This window comes from Noviherbaspirillum galbum, from assembly GCF_010974945.1.
Lineage (GTDB): Bacteria > Pseudomonadota > Gammaproteobacteria > Burkholderiales > Burkholderiaceae_D > Noviherbaspirillum > Noviherbaspirillum galbum.
Window position 1 is genome coordinate 1 of the sequence record NZ_JAAIVB010000084.1, and the last position, 19198, is coordinate 19198.

The 19198-nt window shown below is 67.4% G+C and carries 15 protein-coding genes and 1 tRNA gene; 15 read left to right on the forward strand and 1 reads right to left on the reverse strand.

Annotation, left to right across the window (positions count from 1 at the left end; all coding sequences use genetic code 11):
• From G3574_RS26255 to G3574_RS26265, 3 genes are all read left to right on the forward strand, one after another.
• Positions 1 to 336: PLP-dependent aminotransferase family protein (locus G3574_RS26255; protein ID WP_205609938.1), on the forward strand; the 336-nt coding region annotated here is incomplete at its 5' end.
• On the forward strand, positions 333 to 2273 hold the full coding sequence (gene selB, locus G3574_RS26260; RefSeq protein ID WP_163968527.1) for a selenocysteine-specific translation elongation factor: 1941 nt from the start codon (positions 333 to 335) through the stop codon (positions 2271 to 2273). The genes G3574_RS26255 and selB, both read left to right, overlap by 4 nt.
• Positions 2262 to 2355 (forward strand) — tRNA-Sec (locus G3574_RS26265). Before selB ends, G3574_RS26265 begins: the two co-directional genes overlap by 12 nt.
• A gap of 52 nt (positions 2356 to 2407) precedes the next feature.
• Here G3574_RS26265 and G3574_RS26270 read toward each other — a convergent pair.
• Complete coding sequence (locus G3574_RS26270) at positions 2408 to 2905, reverse strand: hypothetical protein (protein WP_163968528.1); 498 nt, start codon at positions 2903 to 2905, stop codon at positions 2408 to 2410.
• Positions 2906 to 3175: 270 nt separating this feature from the next.
• On the opposite strand from G3574_RS26270, the gene petA reads away from it, so the two are divergent.
• The 12 genes from petA to G3574_RS26330 all read left to right on the forward strand — a co-directional run bounded on the left by petA (position 3176) and on the right by G3574_RS26330 (position 19190).
• Complete coding sequence (petA, locus tag G3574_RS26275) at positions 3176 to 3760, forward strand: ubiquinol-cytochrome c reductase iron-sulfur subunit (RefSeq protein ID WP_163968529.1); 585 nt, start codon at positions 3176 to 3178, stop codon at positions 3758 to 3760.
• Between the two features lie 112 nt (positions 3761 to 3872).
• Entirely contained in the window at positions 3873 to 4907 is a 1035-nt protein-coding gene (locus G3574_RS26280; RefSeq protein ID WP_205609939.1) for an SDR family oxidoreductase, read from the forward strand.
• A 22-nt stretch (positions 4908 to 4929) separates the two neighbouring features.
• A complete protein-coding gene (locus G3574_RS26285) occupies positions 4930 to 6717 on the forward strand; it encodes a thiamine pyrophosphate-requiring protein (protein ID WP_163968531.1) in 1788 nt (595 codons plus the stop codon).
• Positions 6717 to 7733 carry a hypothetical protein gene (locus G3574_RS26290; protein WP_163968532.1) on the forward strand — a complete coding sequence of 339 codons (1017 nt, stop codon included), beginning with the start codon at positions 6717 to 6719 and terminating at the stop codon, positions 7731 to 7733. The genes G3574_RS26285 and G3574_RS26290 overlap by 1 nt, the downstream gene beginning before the upstream one ends.
• Positions 7730 to 8326 carry a gluconate 2-dehydrogenase subunit 3 family protein gene (locus G3574_RS26295; protein ID WP_163968533.1) on the forward strand — a complete coding sequence of 199 codons (597 nt, stop codon included), beginning with the start codon at positions 7730 to 7732 and terminating at the stop codon, positions 8324 to 8326. Before G3574_RS26290 ends, G3574_RS26295 begins: the two co-directional genes overlap by 4 nt.
• Complete coding sequence (locus tag G3574_RS26300) at positions 8323 to 9957, forward strand: GMC family oxidoreductase (protein WP_163968534.1); 1635 nt, start codon at positions 8323 to 8325, stop codon at positions 9955 to 9957. Before G3574_RS26295 ends, G3574_RS26300 begins: the two co-directional genes overlap by 4 nt.
• Positions 9958 to 9974: 17 nt before the next feature.
• Positions 9975 to 11123: an alpha-hydroxy acid oxidase gene (locus G3574_RS26305; protein ID WP_163968535.1), complete on the forward strand. Its 1149-nt coding sequence runs from the start codon at positions 9975 to 9977 to the stop codon at positions 11121 to 11123.
• A gap of 122 nt (positions 11124 to 11245) precedes the next feature.
• Positions 11246 to 12955, forward strand: coding sequence for a DUF4214 domain-containing protein (locus G3574_RS26310; RefSeq protein ID WP_163968536.1), 1710 nt, complete (start codon positions 11246 to 11248; stop codon positions 12953 to 12955).
• Between the two features lie 253 nt (positions 12956 to 13208).
• Positions 13209 to 13607 carry a hypothetical protein gene (locus tag G3574_RS26315; RefSeq protein WP_163968537.1) on the forward strand — a complete coding sequence of 133 codons (399 nt, stop codon included), beginning with the start codon at positions 13209 to 13211 and terminating at the stop codon, positions 13605 to 13607.
• A 12-nt stretch (positions 13608 to 13619) separates the two neighbouring features.
• On the forward strand, positions 13620 to 14945 hold the full coding sequence (locus G3574_RS26320; protein WP_163968538.1) for a TolC family protein: 1326 nt from the start codon (positions 13620 to 13622) through the stop codon (positions 14943 to 14945).
• Positions 14942 to 16111, forward strand: coding sequence for an efflux RND transporter periplasmic adaptor subunit (locus tag G3574_RS26325; RefSeq protein ID WP_163968539.1), 1170 nt, complete (start codon positions 14942 to 14944; stop codon positions 16109 to 16111). Before G3574_RS26320 ends, G3574_RS26325 begins: the two co-directional genes overlap by 4 nt.
• Positions 16101 to 19190 carry an efflux RND transporter permease subunit gene (locus tag G3574_RS26330; RefSeq protein WP_163968540.1) on the forward strand — a complete coding sequence of 1030 codons (3090 nt, stop codon included), beginning with the start codon at positions 16101 to 16103 and terminating at the stop codon, positions 19188 to 19190. The genes G3574_RS26325 and G3574_RS26330 overlap by 11 nt, the downstream gene beginning before the upstream one ends.
• Positions 19191 to 19198: the final 8 nt, after the last annotated feature.

A 19198-nucleotide genomic window follows, 5' to 3' on the forward strand; every position in this document is an offset into this window, starting at 1 on the left:
GTGCTGGACATGCTGGGCGCGCCGCCGGAAGCGCTGGCCGCGCGGGCGCGCCGGCTTGCCCGGCGCCTGCGCGCCATTCCCGGCCTGCAGGTTCGCATCCGGCGCGGCGAGTCGCTCGCCGGCGGCGGATGCCTGCCGGAGGCGCGCCTGCCGACCAGCATCGTGCTGCTTGAGCATGCCGCCCTGTCCGCGGAGGACATCAGCCGGCGGCTGCGCACCCAAGACCCGGCGGTGGTCGGGAGGATGGTCGATCGCTGCGTGGCGCTCGACGTGCGCACCATCGCGGACGGCGAGGTCGGCATGGCGGCTGATACGATAGGCAGGGCGCTGGCATGAACGCACCCGCGCGCACCTTGCATGCGCACCGTCATCTCTCCCTCGGCGTGCTGGGGCACGTGGACCATGGCAAGACCAGCCTCGTGAAAGCCCTGACGGGCACGGACACCGACCGGCTTGAGGAAGAGAAGCGGCGCGGCATGTCGATCGTGCTCGGCTTCGCCTACCTGTCGCTGGCGAGCGCAATCATCGACATCATCGACGTGCCGGGCCACGAACAATTCGTGCGCACCATGGTTGCCGGCGCGACCGGCATCGACGCCGCGCTGCTCGTCGTGGACGCGCGGGAAGGCATCAAGCCCCAGACGATGGAACACCTGGCGATCGCCGGCCTGGTCGGCGTGCGGCGCGGCGTCGTTGCCGTCACCAAGGCCGATCTTGCCGATGACGCGCAGCGCCGGACCCTGCCGCAGCGGCTGCGCCCGTTCCTGGCGGGCGGACCGCTGGCTTCCGCGCCGGTCGTGTTCACCTCGACGGTCACCGGCGAAGGGCTGGACGCCTTGCGCGCGGCGCTCGAGGGCCTGGCCGGCGAACAGCCGCGTCCCGCGCCGGGGCCGAACTTCACCCTGCCGGTCGACCGGGTGTTCGCGCTGCCTGGCCATGGCACCGTCGTCACCGGCACGCTGCGCGGCGGATGCGTCCGCAGCGGCGACCATGTCGCGGTTTCGCCCGGCGGCGCCAGGGCGGTGATCCGGCAATTGCAGGTGCACAACCAGGTGGTCGAGGAAGCATGGCCGGGGCAGCGGGTCGGGATCAACCTGAGGCAGCTCGGCGCCGGCGACCTGCACAGGGGAGATCTGCTCGCGCCGCCCGGCCTGGTTCGCGTCACTTCCCTGATCGACGCGGAACTGCGCTTGCTGCCGGAACACCTGGAGCAGGCCGGGCGCCTGGCGGACGGACAGCGGCTGCGGCTATTGTTCGGCACGACGGACGTGTCCGCCCGCGTGCGCCTGCTCGATACCCGGCCGGAAACGACCGGCTTGCTGGTGCAGCTGCGCACCGAGCGCCCGGTCGCCGCAATGCCCGGCGATGCCTTCATCCTGCGCCGCGATTCGCCGCCGCAGACCTTGGGCGGCGGACGTTTCCTGGACACCGCCGCGCCGCGCCACCGTGCCGGCGACGACGCCGTCCTCGGCCGGCTGCGCATCCTTGCTTCGGGAGACTGGCGCCAGGTGATGGCCGAGCGGCTGCGCGCGGCGGGACCGGCCGGCCTGCCGCTGCAGGAACTGGCGCGCAGTCTCGGCTGCCACGCGGAGGATGTCCGGCGCGCGGCGGACGGATTCGCGCTGTGCGACGGCAAGGTGCTGCTGCTGCACGACCATGCGACGGCGATCCAGGAATCGCTGCTCGGTGCGCTCGGGCGTTTTCATCGCGAGCAGCCCTTGCGCAGCGGCGCGCCCTTGTCTTATTGCCGCTCAAGCCTGCCCGCCGCGCTAGCGGATACCATGTTCCGCAAGATCCTGAGCCTGATGCATGCCTCCGGCCGCGTCGTCTGCCAGCAGGGCACCGTCCGGCTAGCCGGGCACGATCCCCTTGCCGGCATGGAAGCGCGCGAGCGGGCGGAAGCCGAGGCGCTGGAAAGGCGCGTCCTGGAAGGCGGCATGACGCCGCCCGACCTTCCCTGCGCCGGGCAACGCGGCGAGGCGCTGCTGAGGTTGCTTGCCGAGCATGGCCGGCTGGTACTGCTGCCCGGCCAGCTTGCCGGCCAGCGCATCGTTTTCCACCGCGAGGCGATTGCGGAGGCGGAGCGCAAGCTGCGCGAAGCGTTTCCGGCGCCGGCGCGCTTCACCGTCTCGCAGGCGCGCGAGGTCCTCGGCTCAAGCCGGAAGTTCGTGGTGCCCCTGCTGGAACATTTCGATGCGCGGGGACGCACCCGCCGCCACGGCGACAACCGCGTCATGGCGGCATCGGAAGATCGTCAAAATGGAGGTGCATGAAGTCTGGTGGCTTCCCTGGTCTTCAAAACCAGCGGCCTGCTTCACGGCGGGCAGTGGGTTCGATTCCCATTCACCTCCGCCAGCACGTGCGGGACCGCCTTCGGGCCATCGGGGGCGGTCCCGTTTTTTACCGCTTATTTCGCTTGGCCGCTGTCGCTGCCGTGCTTCGCGTCGACGGAATGAGCGCTGCCCGGCGCATGGGAATTGCCGGGAACATGAGAGTCGGCACCAGAGTTGCCCGACGTGCCGGAACTACCCGAACTACCCGAGCTTCCGCTGCTCTGGCCGTGGCGCAAGGTCTGCTCATAGGCAAGCTGCTCGCGCTTCAACCTGGCGTTGAAATCGGCATTGGCTTGCTTGCGGCAAGCGGCCTGCGCACCGCCGGGATGCTTGTCGCATTGCACCAGCGCGGCATCACGTTCGTTCTCCAGCCGCTTCTTCTTCAGCTGAAGGTCTTCCTTGGCCTGCTTGGCGTAACTCTCGTGCATGTCCGCTCCGGGTGCGAGCCAGTCCGCCCCCTTGGCGCCGGCCGCTGATTTATCGGTTTGCGCTTGCGTACCGGCCGCATGCGCGGAGAGGCAAAGCGGCGCGGCACAGATTCCCGCCAGCAGCAGGCGATACAGCTTGTTCATGTCTTGCTCCTTTCATCGATGATGGAGACGAGGCATGGACCGCACGTCTCCGAACAAATCCAAAACATATTTGCCCGAATCATTCGACAGCGGCTTTGTCGCCGCGTTCTGTGCCACTGCGCGCGCATGATAAAAATTACGCATAGCAGGGTAAGACTTTCCAATCTCCTTCATCCTGCAAGACCGATAAGGCCGTATATGTTTAGCCAAATGTATTGGCACGCCTGATGCTTTTTTTACCGGGTAACCGTACCTTCAGCGAGGAGCGACATGGACATCCCTCTCGAAAGCCCTGAACGCAGAAAAATGCTGCAGGCCGCGCTCGGCGCGGCCGGAGGCATCGCCGCCGCCGGCATCGCGGTGCCTTTCGTGGAAAGCATGGAACCGAGCGAAGCGGCGCGCGCGGCCGGCGCGCCGGTCGAGGTGGACATCGGCGGCCTCGAACCGGGAAAGCTGATCACCGTGGAATGGCGCGGCAAGCCGGTATGGATCCTTCACCGCACCGATGCGATGCTGGCCTCTCTGAAGGATCACGATGCCCTGCTCGCCGATCCATCGTCCAGGCAATCGGAACAACCGCGCCAGGCCGCCAACCCGGCACGCTCGCTGAAGCCGCCTTTCCTGGTCCTGATCGGCATCTGCACCCACCTGGGCTGCGTGCCGACCTTCCGCCCCGAACCCGGATCGCCCGACCTCGGCGCCGCATGGCCGGGCGGGTTCTATTGCCCCTGCCACGGCTCGCGCTTCGATCTTGCCGGGCGGGTATTCAAGAACGTGCCCGCGCCGGCAAACCTGGTCGTGCCGGATTACCGCTACATCGGCGAGTCACGCCTGCTCATCGGCACGTCGGCCTGACCCCGGGCGGCGCTTGCCGCCGATACATTGGGCCAAATGCAGGTGAACTCGGCACCGGCACGGGCATCCAAGGGGATGCAGCAGGCCGATCGCCTTTCAGCATGGAGAAATGATGAAACGCAGGCAACGCGAGATCGTCGTCATCACCGGCGCCAGCGCCGGCATCGGCCGGGCCGCGGCCCGCGAATTCGCCAGCCATGGCGCAACGGTGGCCTTGCTGGCAAGGGACCAGGAAAGACTGGACGCCGCGCGCGCCGAGGTCGAACTTCTCGGCGGCAAGGCGCTCGCGATCCCGCTCGACATGGCCGATGCCGCGCAGGTGGAAGCCGCAGCGGCACGCATCGAGCATGAAATCGGCCCCATCGACATCTGGGTCAACAATGCGATGTCGACCATCCTCGCTCCGGTCGACAAGATCGACCCCGCCGACTTCCGCCGCGTCACCGATGTCACCTACCACGGCGTCGTGTGGGGCACCATGGCGGCGCTGAAGCGGATGCGCCCCCGGAACCGCGGCACTATCGTGCAGGTGGGTTCCGCCCTCGCCTACCGCTCGATTCCGCTGCAATCGCCGTACTGCGGCGCCAAGCACGCCATCAAGGGCTTCACCCAGTCCGTCCGCACGGAACTGCTCCACGAAAAGAGCAGGATCCACCTTGCGATCGTCGACATGCCGGGCGTGAATACGCCGCAGTTCGACTGGTGCAGGACCACGCTGGACCGCCATCCCAAGCCGATGGGCGCCTATTACCAGCCCGAGGTCGCCGCCCGGGCGGTCTATTGGGCGGCGCATTCGAGGCGCCCGGAAATCTATGTCGGCATGCCGGCCGCGGCCGCCATCATCGCCGAGAAGTTCGCGCCGCGCCTGCTCGACTGGTATCTCGCGCGCACCGGCTTTCGCGGCCAGGAGACGGGCGAAGCCATCGATGCGCCGCGGCCGGGCAACCTGTGGGCACCCGTGCCCGGCCCGTATGCGGCGCACGGCGCCTTCGACGGCGGCGCGCGCCGGCACAGCGCCCAGCTCTGGGCAAGCATGCATCGCGACTGGCTGCTCGCCGGCGGCCTTGCCCTCGGCATGGCACTGGGCCTGCGTTCCTGGCGCGGCCAGCGCGCCGCAGGAAACGGACGTTCCCACGCAACGAGATGATTCATAGGAAAGGAAGGCCATCATGAGCAAGACCGTCGGCGACTTCTTCGTCGAACGCCTGTATGACTGGGGCGTGCGCACCATCTTCGGCTATCCCGGCGATGGCATCAACGGCGTGCTCGGCGCATTGAACCGGACGGAGGGCAAGATCGGCTTCATCCAGGCCAGGCACGAGGAAATGGCCGCCTTCATGGCGTCCGCGCATGCCAAGTTCACCGGCGAGCTCGGCGTCTGCCTCTCGACCGGCGGCCCCGGCGCATCGCATCTCATCACCGGCCTCTACGATGCCAAAATGGACCACGTGCCGGTGCTTGCCATCGCCGGCCAGGCGCCGCGCACCGCGCGCGGTGCGCACTACCAGCAGGAACTCAACCTGGCGCAGATGTTCGCCGACGTCGCCGACTACGTGCAGGAAGCGGAAGCCCCGGCGCAGATCCGGCACATGGTCGATCGCGGCATACGCACCGCGATCGCGCGCAATGGCATCTCGGTGCTCATCCTGCCCGGCGACCTGCAGGAGATGCCATATGAAGACCCACCGCGCAAGCATGGCGCGGTATTCTCCGGCGTCGGCTACAGCCGGCCGCGGGTGCTGCCCTACCAGCAGGACCTGCAGCGCGCCGCCGATGTGCTGAATGCCGGCGAGAAGGTGGCGATCCTGGTCGGCGCCGGCGCGCTTGGCGCGACCGACGAGGTGATCGCCGTGGCCGACCGGCTGGGCGCGGGTGCCGCCAAGGCCTTGCTGGGCAAGGCCGCGCTGCCGGACGACCTGCCCTGGGTCACCGGGTCCATCGGCCTGCTCGGCACCAAGCCGAGCTACGACATGATGATGGAGTGCGACACGCTGCTCATGATCGGCACCGGCTTCCCCTATTCGGAATTCCTGCCCAAGGAAGGTAAGGCACGGGCAGTGCAGATCGACATCGATGCCAGCATGCTGAGCATCCGCTACCCCGCCGAAGTCAACCTGCATGGCGACGCCGGCCTGACCCTCGATGCGCTCCTGCCCTTGCTGCAGCAAAAGCCCTCAACCACTTGGCGCGAACGCATCGCGGGCAACATGAGCGACTGGTGGCATACCCTCGAGCATCGCGCCATGCAGCCGGCGAATCCGCTCAACCCGCAGCGCGTGGTCTGGGAATTGTCGCCGCGCCTGCCCGACCGGGCCATCGTGACCAGCGACTCGGGTTCCTGCGCCAACTGGTTCGCGCGCGACCTCAGGATCCGGCGCGGCCAGATGTGCTCGCTGTCAGGCGGGCTGGCCTCGATGGGCGCGGCCGTGCCGTATGCCATCGCCGCGAAGTTCGCGCATGCGGACCGGCCGGTGATCGCCCTCGTCGGCGACGGGGCGATGCAGATGAACAACATGTCGGAACTCATCACCGTGGCGAAATACTGGCAGCGATGGCCGAACCCGTCCTGGATCACCTGCGTGTTCAACAACGAAGACCTGAATCAGGTGACCTGGGAGCAGCGGGTGATGGAGGGCGACCCTCGCTTCGTAGCTACCCAGCAGATTCCGAACGTGCCCTATTACCGCTTCGCCGAGCTCATCGGCCTCAAGGGAATCTACTGCGACCATCCCGACAAGGTCGGCGCCGCCTGGGAAGAAGCGCTGCGCGCCGACCGGCCGGTCGTGCTCGAGTTCAAGACAGACCCGGAGGTGCCGCCCTTGCCCTCGCACATCAGCCTGCAGCAGGCCAGGAAGTTCGCCTCCACGATCATCGAAGGCGATCCGGACGAAGCGGGCATGCTCGCCGGCGCGGCGCGCCAGGTGCTTAGCAGCCTGCTTCCGGGAGACAAGAGCTGATGGACAGGTTTGCCGCCATGCCGGTACGCGAGCGAAAGACCGGAACCGCAAGCCTTGCCGCATCGGGACGCGGCGGAGCCGGCAGTTCCGTCGGCGCGCGGCTGCTGGGCATGGCGGTCGCCGCAATGGCCGGTGCCGCGGCCGTGCAGCGACCGGAACGCGCGGCGGCAGATCGGAACCTCGACCCGGACCGCACGGCGCCTCGCCTCCACGCCTGCGCCGCCCTGCTCTCGGCGTCGGTGCTGCTGGACAGCGCGCTGGAACATTACCGTGGGCAATTCGAAAACCCGGGCATGCTCGCGCCCCTGTTCACCGCATCCGCCGCCATGCTGGCGGGCTTGTCCGGAGCATCGTCCCCGGCCCGGCGCGCCGGCGGACGGCATGCCTATGCGGCCGCCCTCGCGGCGGGCGCCGCCGGCACCGCCTTCCATGCGTATAACATTCTTCGCCGCCCGGGCGGCCTGCGCTGGGGAAACCTGTTTTATGCCGCGCCCGTCGGCGCGCCCGCGGCGCTTTCGCTGGCCGGGCTGTTCGGACTGGCCGCGCGCCGCCTGCATGATGGCGCGCCAGGCCGGCGCCGCCTGCTCGGCATGCCAACGGGGCGGGCCTTGTCCGCGCTGACCTGCCTCGGGCTCGCGGGAACCAGCGGCGAGGCGGCGCTGCTGCATTTTCGCGGCGCCTTCCATCATCCCTGCATGTGGCTGCCCGTCACGGTGCCGCCGTCGGCGGCGGTCTTGCTGGGCGTGGCGGCAATGTCGCCCGCGGCGGAACAACCGGCCCGGCTCACGCGGCCAACCCGCGCGGCGCTTTGGCTGACCGCCTTGCTCGGCGTCGGCGGCGTCGGCTTCCACGCCCGCGGCGTCGGCCGGCAGATGGGCGGCTGGCGCAACTGGACCCAGAACGTCCTCGCCGGCCCGCCGCTCTCCGCGCCGCCCAGCCTGGCGGCGCTGGCCCTTGCCGGTTTCGTATCGCTTGCCCTGCTCCGTCCGCGCGGCGACCGGGAGGCGCGCCCATGACAGCTTCCTATCCCGGCTACGACGTCCTCGCGAAGTGGGACAGCCCTTCTTTCGACGACAAGACGCGAAAGGTGCTGGATGCCCGCCTGCGGACACCGCCGGCCCGCCGCTTCTTCAGCGAGGAGGAGTGGCGGCTCATGGAGGCGCTGGCGGACAGGCTGCTGCCCCAGCCCGACCGCGCCGATCCCGTTCCCATCGTAGCGATGCTGGACGAGCAGCTGTTCTTCGATCGCGGCGAAGGGTTCCGGCACGAGGACATGCCGCGCCAGCAGCAGGCGTGGCGTGCCGGGCTGGCGGCAATCGATGCCGAGGCCCGCTTGCGCTTCGGCGCGCCCTTCGCCGCGCTCGACCTTGCCCGGCAGGATGGCCTGCTGCAGGACATTGCCAACAACGCGGTCAATCACCGGCTGTGGGAAGCCATTCCGGCCGAGCGCTTCTTCATCCACTTCCTGCTCAAGGGCGCCGCCGGCGTGTATTACTCGCATCCGTCGGCCTGGAGCGAGATCGGCTTCGGCGGGCCGGCCAGTCCGCGCGGCTATGTGCGGCTGGGCTTCAACGGACGCGACCCATGGGACGCGCGGGAGGAGAAATGAGCCCGGACGAGCCACGCGCGAAGGAAGGGCGGGCGCCGGACATATTCACGCCGGGCGGCTGGATGCCGATGCGCTCCCATGCCGGCGATGACGCGGTGGATTTCGCTATCGTCGGCGCGGGCGCGGGCGGCGCGACGCTGGCATGCAAGCTCGCCGAGGCCGGCTTTTCGGTCGTGGTGTTCGACGCCGGCCCGTTCTGGCGTCCGCTCGACGACTTCGCCTCCGACGAACTCGAACAGCAAAAGCTCTACTGGACGGATGAACGCGTCATCGCCGGCGACGATCCGATCGCGCTCGGCGGCAACAATTCCGGGCGCGGGGTCGGCGGCTCCACCGTCCATTTCAGCATGGTATCGCTGCGCTTCCGTCCGGAATGGCTCCGCAGCCGCAGCGTGCTCGGCTATGGCTTTGACTGGCCCATCGATTACGACGACCTTGCGCCCTACTACGACGAGGTTGAAGAGGCGCTGAAGATCGCGGGACCGGTACGCTATCCCTGGGGACCGCCGCGAAAGCGCTATCCCTACCGCGAGCATGAACTCAATGCCGCCGGCCTGGTGCTGGCGCGCGGCGCGGAGAGGCTCGGCCTGCCCTGGGCCGCGGTGCCGCTGGCGACGGTCTCGGCGCCGCGCGGCAAGTCGCCTCCGTGCGTCTACCGCGGCTTCTGCAACTTCGGCTGCTCCACCAATGCCAAGCAGAGCGCGCTGGTGGTCTGGATACCGCGCGCCATCCGGGCGGGCGCCGAAATACGGGACATGGCCATGGCCGGCCGCATCGAGCTTGGCGCCGCGGGCAGGGTGACCGGCGTGCATTACCATCGCGAAGGGCAGTGGCGCTTCCAGCGTGCCCGCAACGTGGTGGTGGCGGGCTATGCCATCGAGACGCCGCGCCTGCTGCTGAACTCCGCCTGTTCCCGCTTTCCGCATGGCCTGGCCAACGGCTCCGGCCTGGTCGGCACGCATCTCACCACGCACTCCGGGCCCGGGGTCTGGGCCCGCTTCGACGAGGAGATCCGCTGGTACAAGGGTCCGCCCAACATGGTGCTGACCGAACACTGGAATTACGTCGACGAGGGCAAGGATTACCACGGCGGCTTCGCCTTCATGAGCCAGGGGCCGCTGCCGCGCGCCTGGGCGCAGATCGTTTCCACCTCGCGCAAGCTGTGGGGAGAAGCGCTGCGGCGCGAGATGGTGGCCTACAACCACATGGCCGGCGCGGTCGCGGTCGGCGAGACCGAGCCGCGCCCGGAAAACCGGGTGGAAGTCATCGACGAAAAGGACCAGTACGGCTTGCCGATTCCGCGTGTCGTGTTCTCGTACTCGGACAACGACCGGCGGCTGCAGCGCCATGCCACGCGCGTCATGGGCGAACTGATGGATGCCGCCGGCGGACGGGACCCCTGGACCAGCCAGGACACCAGCCACATCCTCGGCACCTGCCGCATGGGTAGCGACCCGGAGTCGAGCGTGGTGAATGCCGACGGCCGCAGCTGGGATGTTCCCAACCTCTGGATCTGCGACGGTTCGCTGTTCCCGACCTGCGGCGGCGTCAATCCTTCGCTGACCATCCAGGCGCTGGCCTGCCGCATCGGCGACCGCATCGCCGAGCTGGCCAGCCGCAACGAGCTTTGAACGATGGAGCGCCGCTCATGAAACCCGTCACCAGCATCTTCGACCTCGAAAACCTTGCCCGCGAACGCCTGCCGGCGGTGATCTTCGACTACGTCCATGGCGGGGCCGAACAGGAAATCACGGTGCAGCGCAACCTCGACGACATGAAGGCCCTCGCGCTGCGGCAGCACGACCTGCGCGACGTCTCGGAACGCACCCTTGCCGTGACCATGGCCGGGGACGCGGCACGGATTCCGCTGGCCATCGCGCCGACCGGACTGGCCGGCCTGACCTGGGCCAACGGCGAGTGCGAGGAAGCGAAGGCGGCGGCCGACTTCGGCGTGCCCTATTGCCTGTCCACCATGTCGATCTGCACGATAGAAGACGTGGCGGCGGCCACCGGCAAGCCGTTCTGGTTCCAGCTCTACCTGATGAAGCAGCGCGAGGTGAACGAAAGCCTCATCCGGCGCGCCCGCGATGCCGGCTGCTCGGCGCTGGTGCTGACCCTCGACCTGCATGTGCAGGGCAAGCGCTGGGCCGACGCGAAGAACGGCCTGTCGATCCCGCCGAGGCTGACGCTGTCCAACGGCATGGACATCGTGAAGCATCCGCGCTGGCTGCTCGGCATGGCGCGCAGCAAGCGCCGCACCTTCGGCAACCTGGAGGGCGAGGTGAAGAAGGCAAGGAACGTCTCCGCGCTGTCGGAATGGGTGGAGTCGCAATTCGACCCGTCGTTCGACCTCGATACCGTCAAGTGGGTGCGCAAGCTGTGGGACCGCAAGCTCATCCTGAAAGGCATCATGCATCCCGATGATGCCAGGCTCGCGCTCGACGTCGGCGCCGATGCCATCATCGTTTCCAACCACGGCGGCCGCCAGCTTGACGGCGCGCCGTCGTCCATTTCGGTGCTGCCCGGCATCGCCGATGCGGTGGGCGGGCGCATCGAGGTTTTCTTCGACGGCGGCATCCGTACCGGCGCCGACATCATCAAGGCCCTCGGGCGCGGCGCGCGTGCCTGCCTGAGCGGCCGCGCCTGCCTGTACGGACTCGCGGCGAACGGCCGCGAGGGCGTGGCCTGCGCCCTTAAGTTGCTCGAAGAAGAACTCAACGATTGCATGGCGCTGACCGGGATTACCGACCTGGGGCAGGTCGAGCCCGGGGTGGTGACGGCGCAGCCGAGTCTGTGAGATGACGTTGGCCTGATGCCGGGAAACTGGATTGAGAACCCTCAATTTTTAACTATTGGTTAAGAACTTCGACCGCAATCCGCCCGTCTAGCCTTGGCCCCCTTCTCCTTAGAGGTTGCGCCATGAAGACCCTGATCGCCGTCATCATGCTGGTCATTGCGCTCGTCGGTTGCGGAGGTGGGGCCGATTCCAGTGTGGCAGGATCCGGCGGGGGCACCTCCCCGGCCAGCCCCGCCGCCGCGGCAAGTACCCTGATGCCTACCGTGTGGCTGGCGGACGGAACGCCAACGACGTCGTGCGCGCTGGAACCCCTCTGCTCCGGCGTTCTTCCGGTTGCGGGAAAGCGCAACGATTACCGCATCACCCGCAATCTCGACCTGTTCATCCTCACCGATGCCAGCGGCAATTCGCAGGTCCTCTCTCCGTTCATCCACGCCTTGCGTTTCCAGGATGCCATGGTTTCCCTGCAAACCAACGACATCGCGGCGCAAGCCTACCGGCTTTATCAGGCGGCATTCAATCGCAAACCGGACCTGCCCGGCCTGGGATTCTGGATCGACCTCATGTCGCATGGAATGAGCCTGCTCGACGTGGCCAACGCCTTTTATCACTCGCCGGAATTCATCTCGATCTATGGCGCCAATCCTTCCAATGCGGCCTTCGTCAATGCCTTGTACCGCAATGCGCTGCAGCGTCCCGCCGAGCCGGCGGGATTCAACTATTGGGTGGGGCTGCTCGACGGCCGCGTGCTGACCCCGGCCGCCGTCCTGGTGCAGTTCAGCGAAAGCCTGGAAAACCAGGCGCGGGTGCTCAACGACATCCAGTTCGGCATCACCTACATTCCACCCAGCATGATTCCGCCGCCGCCAGGCACCTTCCTGGCCAAGGTCTCCATTGCACGGCCTGAAGGCTGGCCCATCTCCGGTGTCGTCCACCTGGAGGTCAAGGGTTCCGCAATGTCCAACGTCGAGCTGCTGCCGGCCACCGGCTATGCGCCGCGCTACGGAGTCTTTGCCGTGTCGCCCGACGGCACGGTGGCGTCGCTCGACTTTGATACGCGGTTCCTCCCGAATGGACCGATTGCCTTGCGCATCAGCGCATTCAGCCGCCCGCCCGGGGACCCTGCCGCAATCGAGATCATTGCCATGCCGACCCGGACATGGACGATCCAGAATACGCCCGATCCCGCTCCTGCCGTCTTCCAGGCAAGCCTGGCGAACGCGCCGCAGGATGGCGCGATCCTGAGCGGGGTGGTGCGGATGGAGGTACGCGGCAATGCCATGGAAAACGTGGAGCTGCTGCCTGCCAGCGGCTATACCCCGCGCCTGGGCGTCTTCCAGGTTTCCCCGGACAAGACCTATGCCTGGCTCGATTTCAACACCGCCAACCTGCCCGACGGCCTGCTGACCGCGCGCATCAGTGCCTTCAATGTGCCCGGCGGCGCGCCGAACGCCATCGAATCGGTCGTAATGCCGGCAAGGACGTGGCAGCTGCGAAACGGCACCGGGGGAACCGGCCCGGGAATCGGATTCAGTGCCGTGGTCACGGCGGCGCCCCAGGACAATGCCCCCGTGCGCGGCATCGTCCGGCTCGAGGTACGCGGCACGGGCATGGAGAACGTGGAGCTGCTGCCGGCGGGCAGCTATGCGCCGCGGCTGGGCGTGTTCAACATCTCGGCGGACAAGACCTATGCCTGGATGGATTTCAATGCGGCGGCACTGCCTTCCGGTCCGATCGACGTGCGCATCAGCGCGTTCAACCGGCCCGCCGGTCAGCCTGGCGCCACAGAAATCGTGGCCATGCCGTCGCGGCGCTGGCTGCTGAATCAATAGCCGACGGTTCGGTCCCGGGCGCCTTCGTGATTTTTCCTCTTTCTCGTCGGCCCTCCTTCATTGACTGAACTCTCGCCGTGCAAAGCTCCCTCCCTTTCAAGGGGAGGGCTGGGGTGGGGATGGGGTTCGGTCGCAATCAAAGAACAGTCTTAGTTCGCTGGCTTCCACCAGCCGTCAGCTTTTTGTCAGCTTCCTGTCAAGGTAGAGACAGCCCCGCCCACTAGACTCCCGGAGGTTTGAACGGGAGAAAAGCATGAACCAGGATCGGGCCGGCGGCGCGAAAAGACATGGTGTACTGCGAGGCCTGGTTCCGATGCTTGCCTGTGTCGTGGTCGCTTGCGGCACGACGGCTTGCTCCGGACTCCATGAGACCTTCATCGCCAACAAGCCTTACACGACGACCGCCGCGGTCGAGGGCGACTATGTCGCACCCGGGCAGGAAGACACCATTCCCGCCTGCATCCGGGCCATTCCCGCGCAGGAGAGATCCGCGAAGCGCTTCCTGAGGCTTTCCATCTTCTCGCTGAGGAACCGCAAATTCAAGTTTGCGGAGGTGCCGGCGGACAGTCCCCTTCAGCACGGCGACATCGTCAGGATAGAGGCGCACGATTGTTCGGCGGGCGAGTTGTCCGTCATCCAGGGCCGGCTCTGAGCGTGCCTGAACATGAGCCTGACGTTCTTCATGCGCCTGCACAAGCGCCCACCCTTCACGTGCCTCCTGCTTTGCGCCGTCATGCTGTTGTGCCAGCCGGGGACGGCAGCGGAACCGGCAAACCAGCGGACGCGCCCGATCACCCTTGCACAGTCCATCGCGCTGGCGCTGCAGCAGAACCATGACGTGCGCCTGGCGCTGGCGGCGTCCCGCGCCGCGCAAGCCAACCTGGACACCGCGAACACCGCGCCCAACCCGACCCTGACGGTGCAGTCGGCGGGCATCAATCCGCAACTCGGCATCGGCCCGGGCAGCCTGCGCGACAAGACCGTCGATACCAGCATCCGCATCGACCAGTTGATCGAGCGCGGAGGCAAGCGGGCGCTGCGCACCGAGAACGCGTCGCACTTGCAGCGGGCCGCGGACATTGATATCCAGGATGCGCGCCGGCAGCTGGCGATCTCGGTGTCGCAGGCCTACTACGACCTGCTCGCGGCGCAAGCGCGGCTGGGCATCCTGGAAGACAACCAGAACCTGTTCGACAAGTCGCTGGCCGCGGCCCGCCTGCGCAAGCGCGCCGGCGACCTTGCGGGAGCCGACCTCGACCGTCTCCTGGCGGATGCGCTGCGGGCCGCCAATGACCGGCGCCAGGCACAGGCCGACGCGATGCGTGCCAGCCTCGCGCTCGCCAGGCTGCTCGGCATGCCTGCCGGCGACGGCATGCTGCAGGCAACGGATGAGTGGCCGGCACCCATCGAACCGCAAATGCCGGCGCAACTCGAGGCCAGCCTCGCGGCGCGCCCCGACGTGCGCGCCGCGCAGGCGCGCGTGGATGCTGCCGAGGCGGCACGCAAGCTTGCCCTCGCGTCCCGCACCCGCGACGTCACGGTCGGCGTTCAATACGACCACTACCCTTCAAGCAATGCCAATACCCAGGGCGGCGGCAACAGCTGGGCGGTGGGCGTGCAGATCCCCCTGTTCGTGCGCAACCATTTCGAAGGCGAGATCCGGGCTGCCGACGCCGCGCTGGAGAGCGCCCGCCTCACCCATGAAAAGATCCTCGCCGCTGCACGCAACGAAGCATTGGGCGCATGGCAGGACGTCGGCGCGGCCGGCGACAAGATCCGGCGCATCGATGCCGACCTGCTCGCGGCAGCGCGCCGCGCTTCGGACGCCGCCGAATTCGCGTTCAAGAACGGCGCCATCCCGGTGATGGACCTGCTGGACGCGCAACGCACTTACCGAAGCATCCAGCTCGACGCCATCAACGCGCGCGCCGACCATGCGAAGGCGCTGGCTGCCTGGAATGCCCTGATTTCGCCGGAAGACAAACCATGAAGTTCGCACCAAGATACTTGCTCGTCGCCGGCCTGGCGCTGGCCGCGGCCGCCCTTGCCGCTTATGAAATGCGGGAGGCGTCGGGCCCCGCCGCCAAGGCCGAGGTCACGACGACCCGCGGCGACGCGGCGCGCGAACCGGGCACGGTGCGTTATGCAGCCAATGCGCCGCAACTGTCCTTCCTGAGCGTCGTCCCGGCGGCGGAAGCGCCGATTCCCGTTGTGGAGCCGGTGAATGGCAAGGTCAGCTACGACGAGAACCGGACGGCGCGGATCAGCTCCGCCGTGGCGGGCCGCGTGGTGCGCATCCGCGCCGAGACCGGCGACCGCATGGCCGCGGGCGACGTGCTGCTGGAAATCGATGCCCCCGACTATGCCGCCGCGGATGCCGACTTCCAGAAGGCGCGGGCGGATGAAGTGCGCAAGAAGCTGGCCTACGAACGCGCCCATTCGCTGTACGAGCACGAGGTCATCGCGCGCAAGGATGTCGAATCCGCCGATGCCGACTACCGCCAGGCAGAAGCCGAATCGCGGCGCGCCAGCCTGCGCCTGCGCAACCTCCACGGCGCCGGCAAGCCCGATGCCAGCGGACGGCTCCTGCTGCGGTCCCCGATCGCGGGCATCGTCGCGGATCGCCAGGTGAATCCCGGGCTGGAAGTGCGGCCTGACTTGCCGAATCCGCTCTACGTGATCACTGACCCGTCACGGCTCTGGGTGCTTGCCGACGTGCCCGAGCGCAGCCTCGCGCACGTCCACGCCGGCCAGGGGGTTAGCATCGAAACGGACGCTTACCCCGGGCGCCGCTTCGAGGCGACCGTCGACAGGCTGGGCCTCAGCCTCGATCCGGCGACCCGGCGCATGCAGGTCCGCTGCAGCGTCGCCAATCCCGAAGGCTTGCTGAAGCCGGAAATGTTCGCGCGGGTCGTGTTCCTCGGGGACGGCGGCAAGAAAGGCTTGCGCGTGCCCAATACCGCGCTGGTCGCGGAGGGCATCCACAGCTTCGTGTTCATCGAGACCGCCCCTGGCGTCTTCCAGAAGCGCAAGGTGCATCTCGCGGTCAGGGGCAGCGAAAACAGCTTCATCGACGAGGGCCTGGCCAAGAGCGAACGCGTCGTGACGGAAGGCGCCCTGCTGCTCAATGCCGAGGCGGACGTCCATGCTCAATAAGCTGATCGATTTCGTCCTCACGCAGCGGGTGTTCGTCCTGGTGCTGACGTTCGCGCTGGTGGTCTTCGGCTATCGTTCGCTGACCAACCTGCCGATCGAAGCCTTCCCCGACGTGCAGGACGTGCAGGTGCAGATCGTCACCCAGTTTCCCGGACAGGCGCCGGAAGAGGTGGAACGCATCGTCACGTTGCCGATCGAGCGGGAAATGAGCGGCGTTCCGCGCCAGACCCAGCTGCGCTCGGCGACCATCACCGGCCTGTCGGTCGTGACCCTGACCTTCGAGGATGGCACCGACGATTACTTCGCGCGCCAGCAGGTGCTGGAAAAGCTGCAGGGCGTCACCCTCCCGAACGGCGTGCAGCCGGCGCTCGCTCCGCTGACCACGGCGGTCGGCGAGGTGTTCCGCTATATCGTCGAGGCGCCGGCGGACATGGACGAAAACGAACTCCGCAGCCTGCAGGACTGGGTGATCCGCCCCGGCCTGCGCACCGTTCCCGGCGTTGCCGACGTGGTCAGCTTCGGCGGCACGATCAAGGAATACCAGGTACAGGTCGACCCCTACCTGCTCAAGCGCTATGGCGTCACGCTCGACCAGGTGAACCAGGCGCTGGCCAACAACAGCGCGAACGTCGGCGGCGGTTCGGTCCGGCGCGGCGATGAAGCGCTCGTCATCCGCGGCATCGGCATCTTCGCCAACCTGCAGGACATCGGCAGGGTGGTCGTTGCCGCCAAGGGAGGAAAGACCGTGCTGGTGGCCGACGTGGCCGACGTGAGCATCGGCAGCCGGCCGCGCTCGGGCATCGTGGCCTTCGACGACCACGACAGCGTGGTGGAAGGAATCGTCCAGATGGTGAAAGGCGGCAATGCCGCCAAGGTGGTGGCCGCCGTCAAGCACCGTGTCGCCGCCATCAACGACAAGCTGCCGAAGGGCGTGCGCATCCGGACCATCTACGACCGCACCCAGCTGATCAACCATACGGTGCACACCGTTGCCGAAAACCTGCTGGTCGGGGCCGCGCTCGTGATCGCCATCCTCGTCATCTTCCTGCAGGACTGGCGGGCCGCCCTGATCGTGGCCGTCGTCATTCCGCTGTCGCTGCTGTTCGCGTTCATCATGCTCGACGCAAGGAACATCCCGGCCAACCTGATTTCGCTGGGAGCGGTCGATTTCGGCATCATCGTCGACGGCGCGGTGGTCCTGGTCGAAGCGCTGATGGTGCGGCTGGCGCTGCGGCCCTTCCATGCCGATGCGCCGGCGACCGATGCGGGATGGCGGCGCGGCGTGCTGCGCGGCACCGTGGCGGAAATGGGGCATCCCATCCTGTTCGCCAAGGCGATCATCATTACCGCCTTCCTGCCGATCTTTACTTTCCAGCGCGTCGAGGGAAAGATATTCTCGCCGGTCGCGCTGACGCTCAGCTTCGCCATCCTCGGCGCGGTCATCCTGACCATGACGCTCGTGCCGACCCTGCTGGCATTCACCATGCGCCGCCACACCATGGCGGAAAGGCACATCGCCTGGATGAGCCGCCTGCAGGAATGGTACAAGGCGGCGCTGATCCGCGCGGGCGCGCACCGCGCCATGATCGGCGGACTCTCCGTGGCGGCCCTGGCCATCTCGCTGGCGTGCGCGCCCCTGCTCGGCAGCGAATTCCTTCCCAAGCTGGATGAAGGGAATATCTGGCTGACCATCACCCTGCCCACCTCCAGCTCGCTGGAAAGCACCAAGGACGTCGAGCGCGAGGTGCGCGGCATCCTGCGGGGCTATAACGAGGTGTCGGATGTCATTTCCCATGTCGGCAGGCCGGATGACGGCACCGACCCGAAGGGACCGAACAACATCGAAATCCTGGCCGACCTCAAGCCGCATGACAAATGGCGCTTCGGCAGCAAGGAAGAACTCGTCACCGACATGACGCGCCGCATCCATGCCATCCCCGGCGTGCCGACCAACTTTTCCCAGGTGATCCAGGACAACGTCGAGGAAGCCTTGTCCGGGGTCAAGGGGGAAATCGCGGTCAAGGTCTTCGGTCCCGATCTCCAGGTATTGACCCGGAAGAGCGAACAGATCGCGGACATCCTCAACGGCATCGCGGGCGCGGCGGACGTGGCCGCCATTCGCATCGGCGGACAGACGGAGCTCGACATCGTGATCGACCGGGAGCGCATCGCCCGCCTGGGAATCAACATCGCCGACGTGAACGCGGCGATGCAGACCGCGCTCGCCGGCACGACCGTCAACGCGTTCTATGAAACCGACCGGCGCTACGACCTGACCCTGAGGATGAAGGAGCCGTACCGGAAATCGGTCGACGGCATCGCCGCGATCCAGGTGAGCCTGCCCGGCGGCGCCGGCACGGTCGGCCTGGGCGACATTGCCCGCATCGAGATACGGCAAGGCGCGGCGCGCATCAGCCGCGAGGCCGGCGGACGCAACGCCTCCGTCAAGGCGAACCTGCTGGGCAGGGACCAGGGCAGCTTCGTCGACGAAGCGCAGCGCAAGGTGGCCGAGCAGGTCAGCCTCCCGCCTGGCTACGACATGACCTGGGGCGGGCAGTTCGAAAACCAGCAGCGCGCGGTCAAGCGCCTGCAGGTGATCGTTCCGGTCACCGCGCTCCTGATCTTTTCCTTGCTGTTCTGGACATTCCGGTCCGTGCGCAAGGCCTCGCTCGTGCTCCTGATCGTGCCCTTCGCCATGATCGGCGGCATCGCCGGACTCGCGCTGGCGGGACTGCATTTCTCGGTCTCCGCCGCGGTCGGCTTCATCGCCGTGGCGGGCATCTCGGTGCAGAACGGCGTGATCATGGTCGAGCAGATCGTCGAGATCGCGAGGAACGAGGCTGTGCCCTTCCAGGCCGCCGTGGCAGGCGCGGTGGCGAGGCTGCGGCCCATCCTGATGACCGCGCTGATGGCGGGCCTCGGCCTGCTGCCCGCCGCGCTGTCGCACGGCATCGGCTCGGAAACGCAGCGCCCGTTCGCGGTCGTGATCGTCGGCGGCATCATTTCCGCCACCTTCTTCACGCTTCTCCTGCTGCCGCTTGCCTATCCGGTCTTCTCGGGGCAACCGGAGCAGGAATAGCGTGCTAA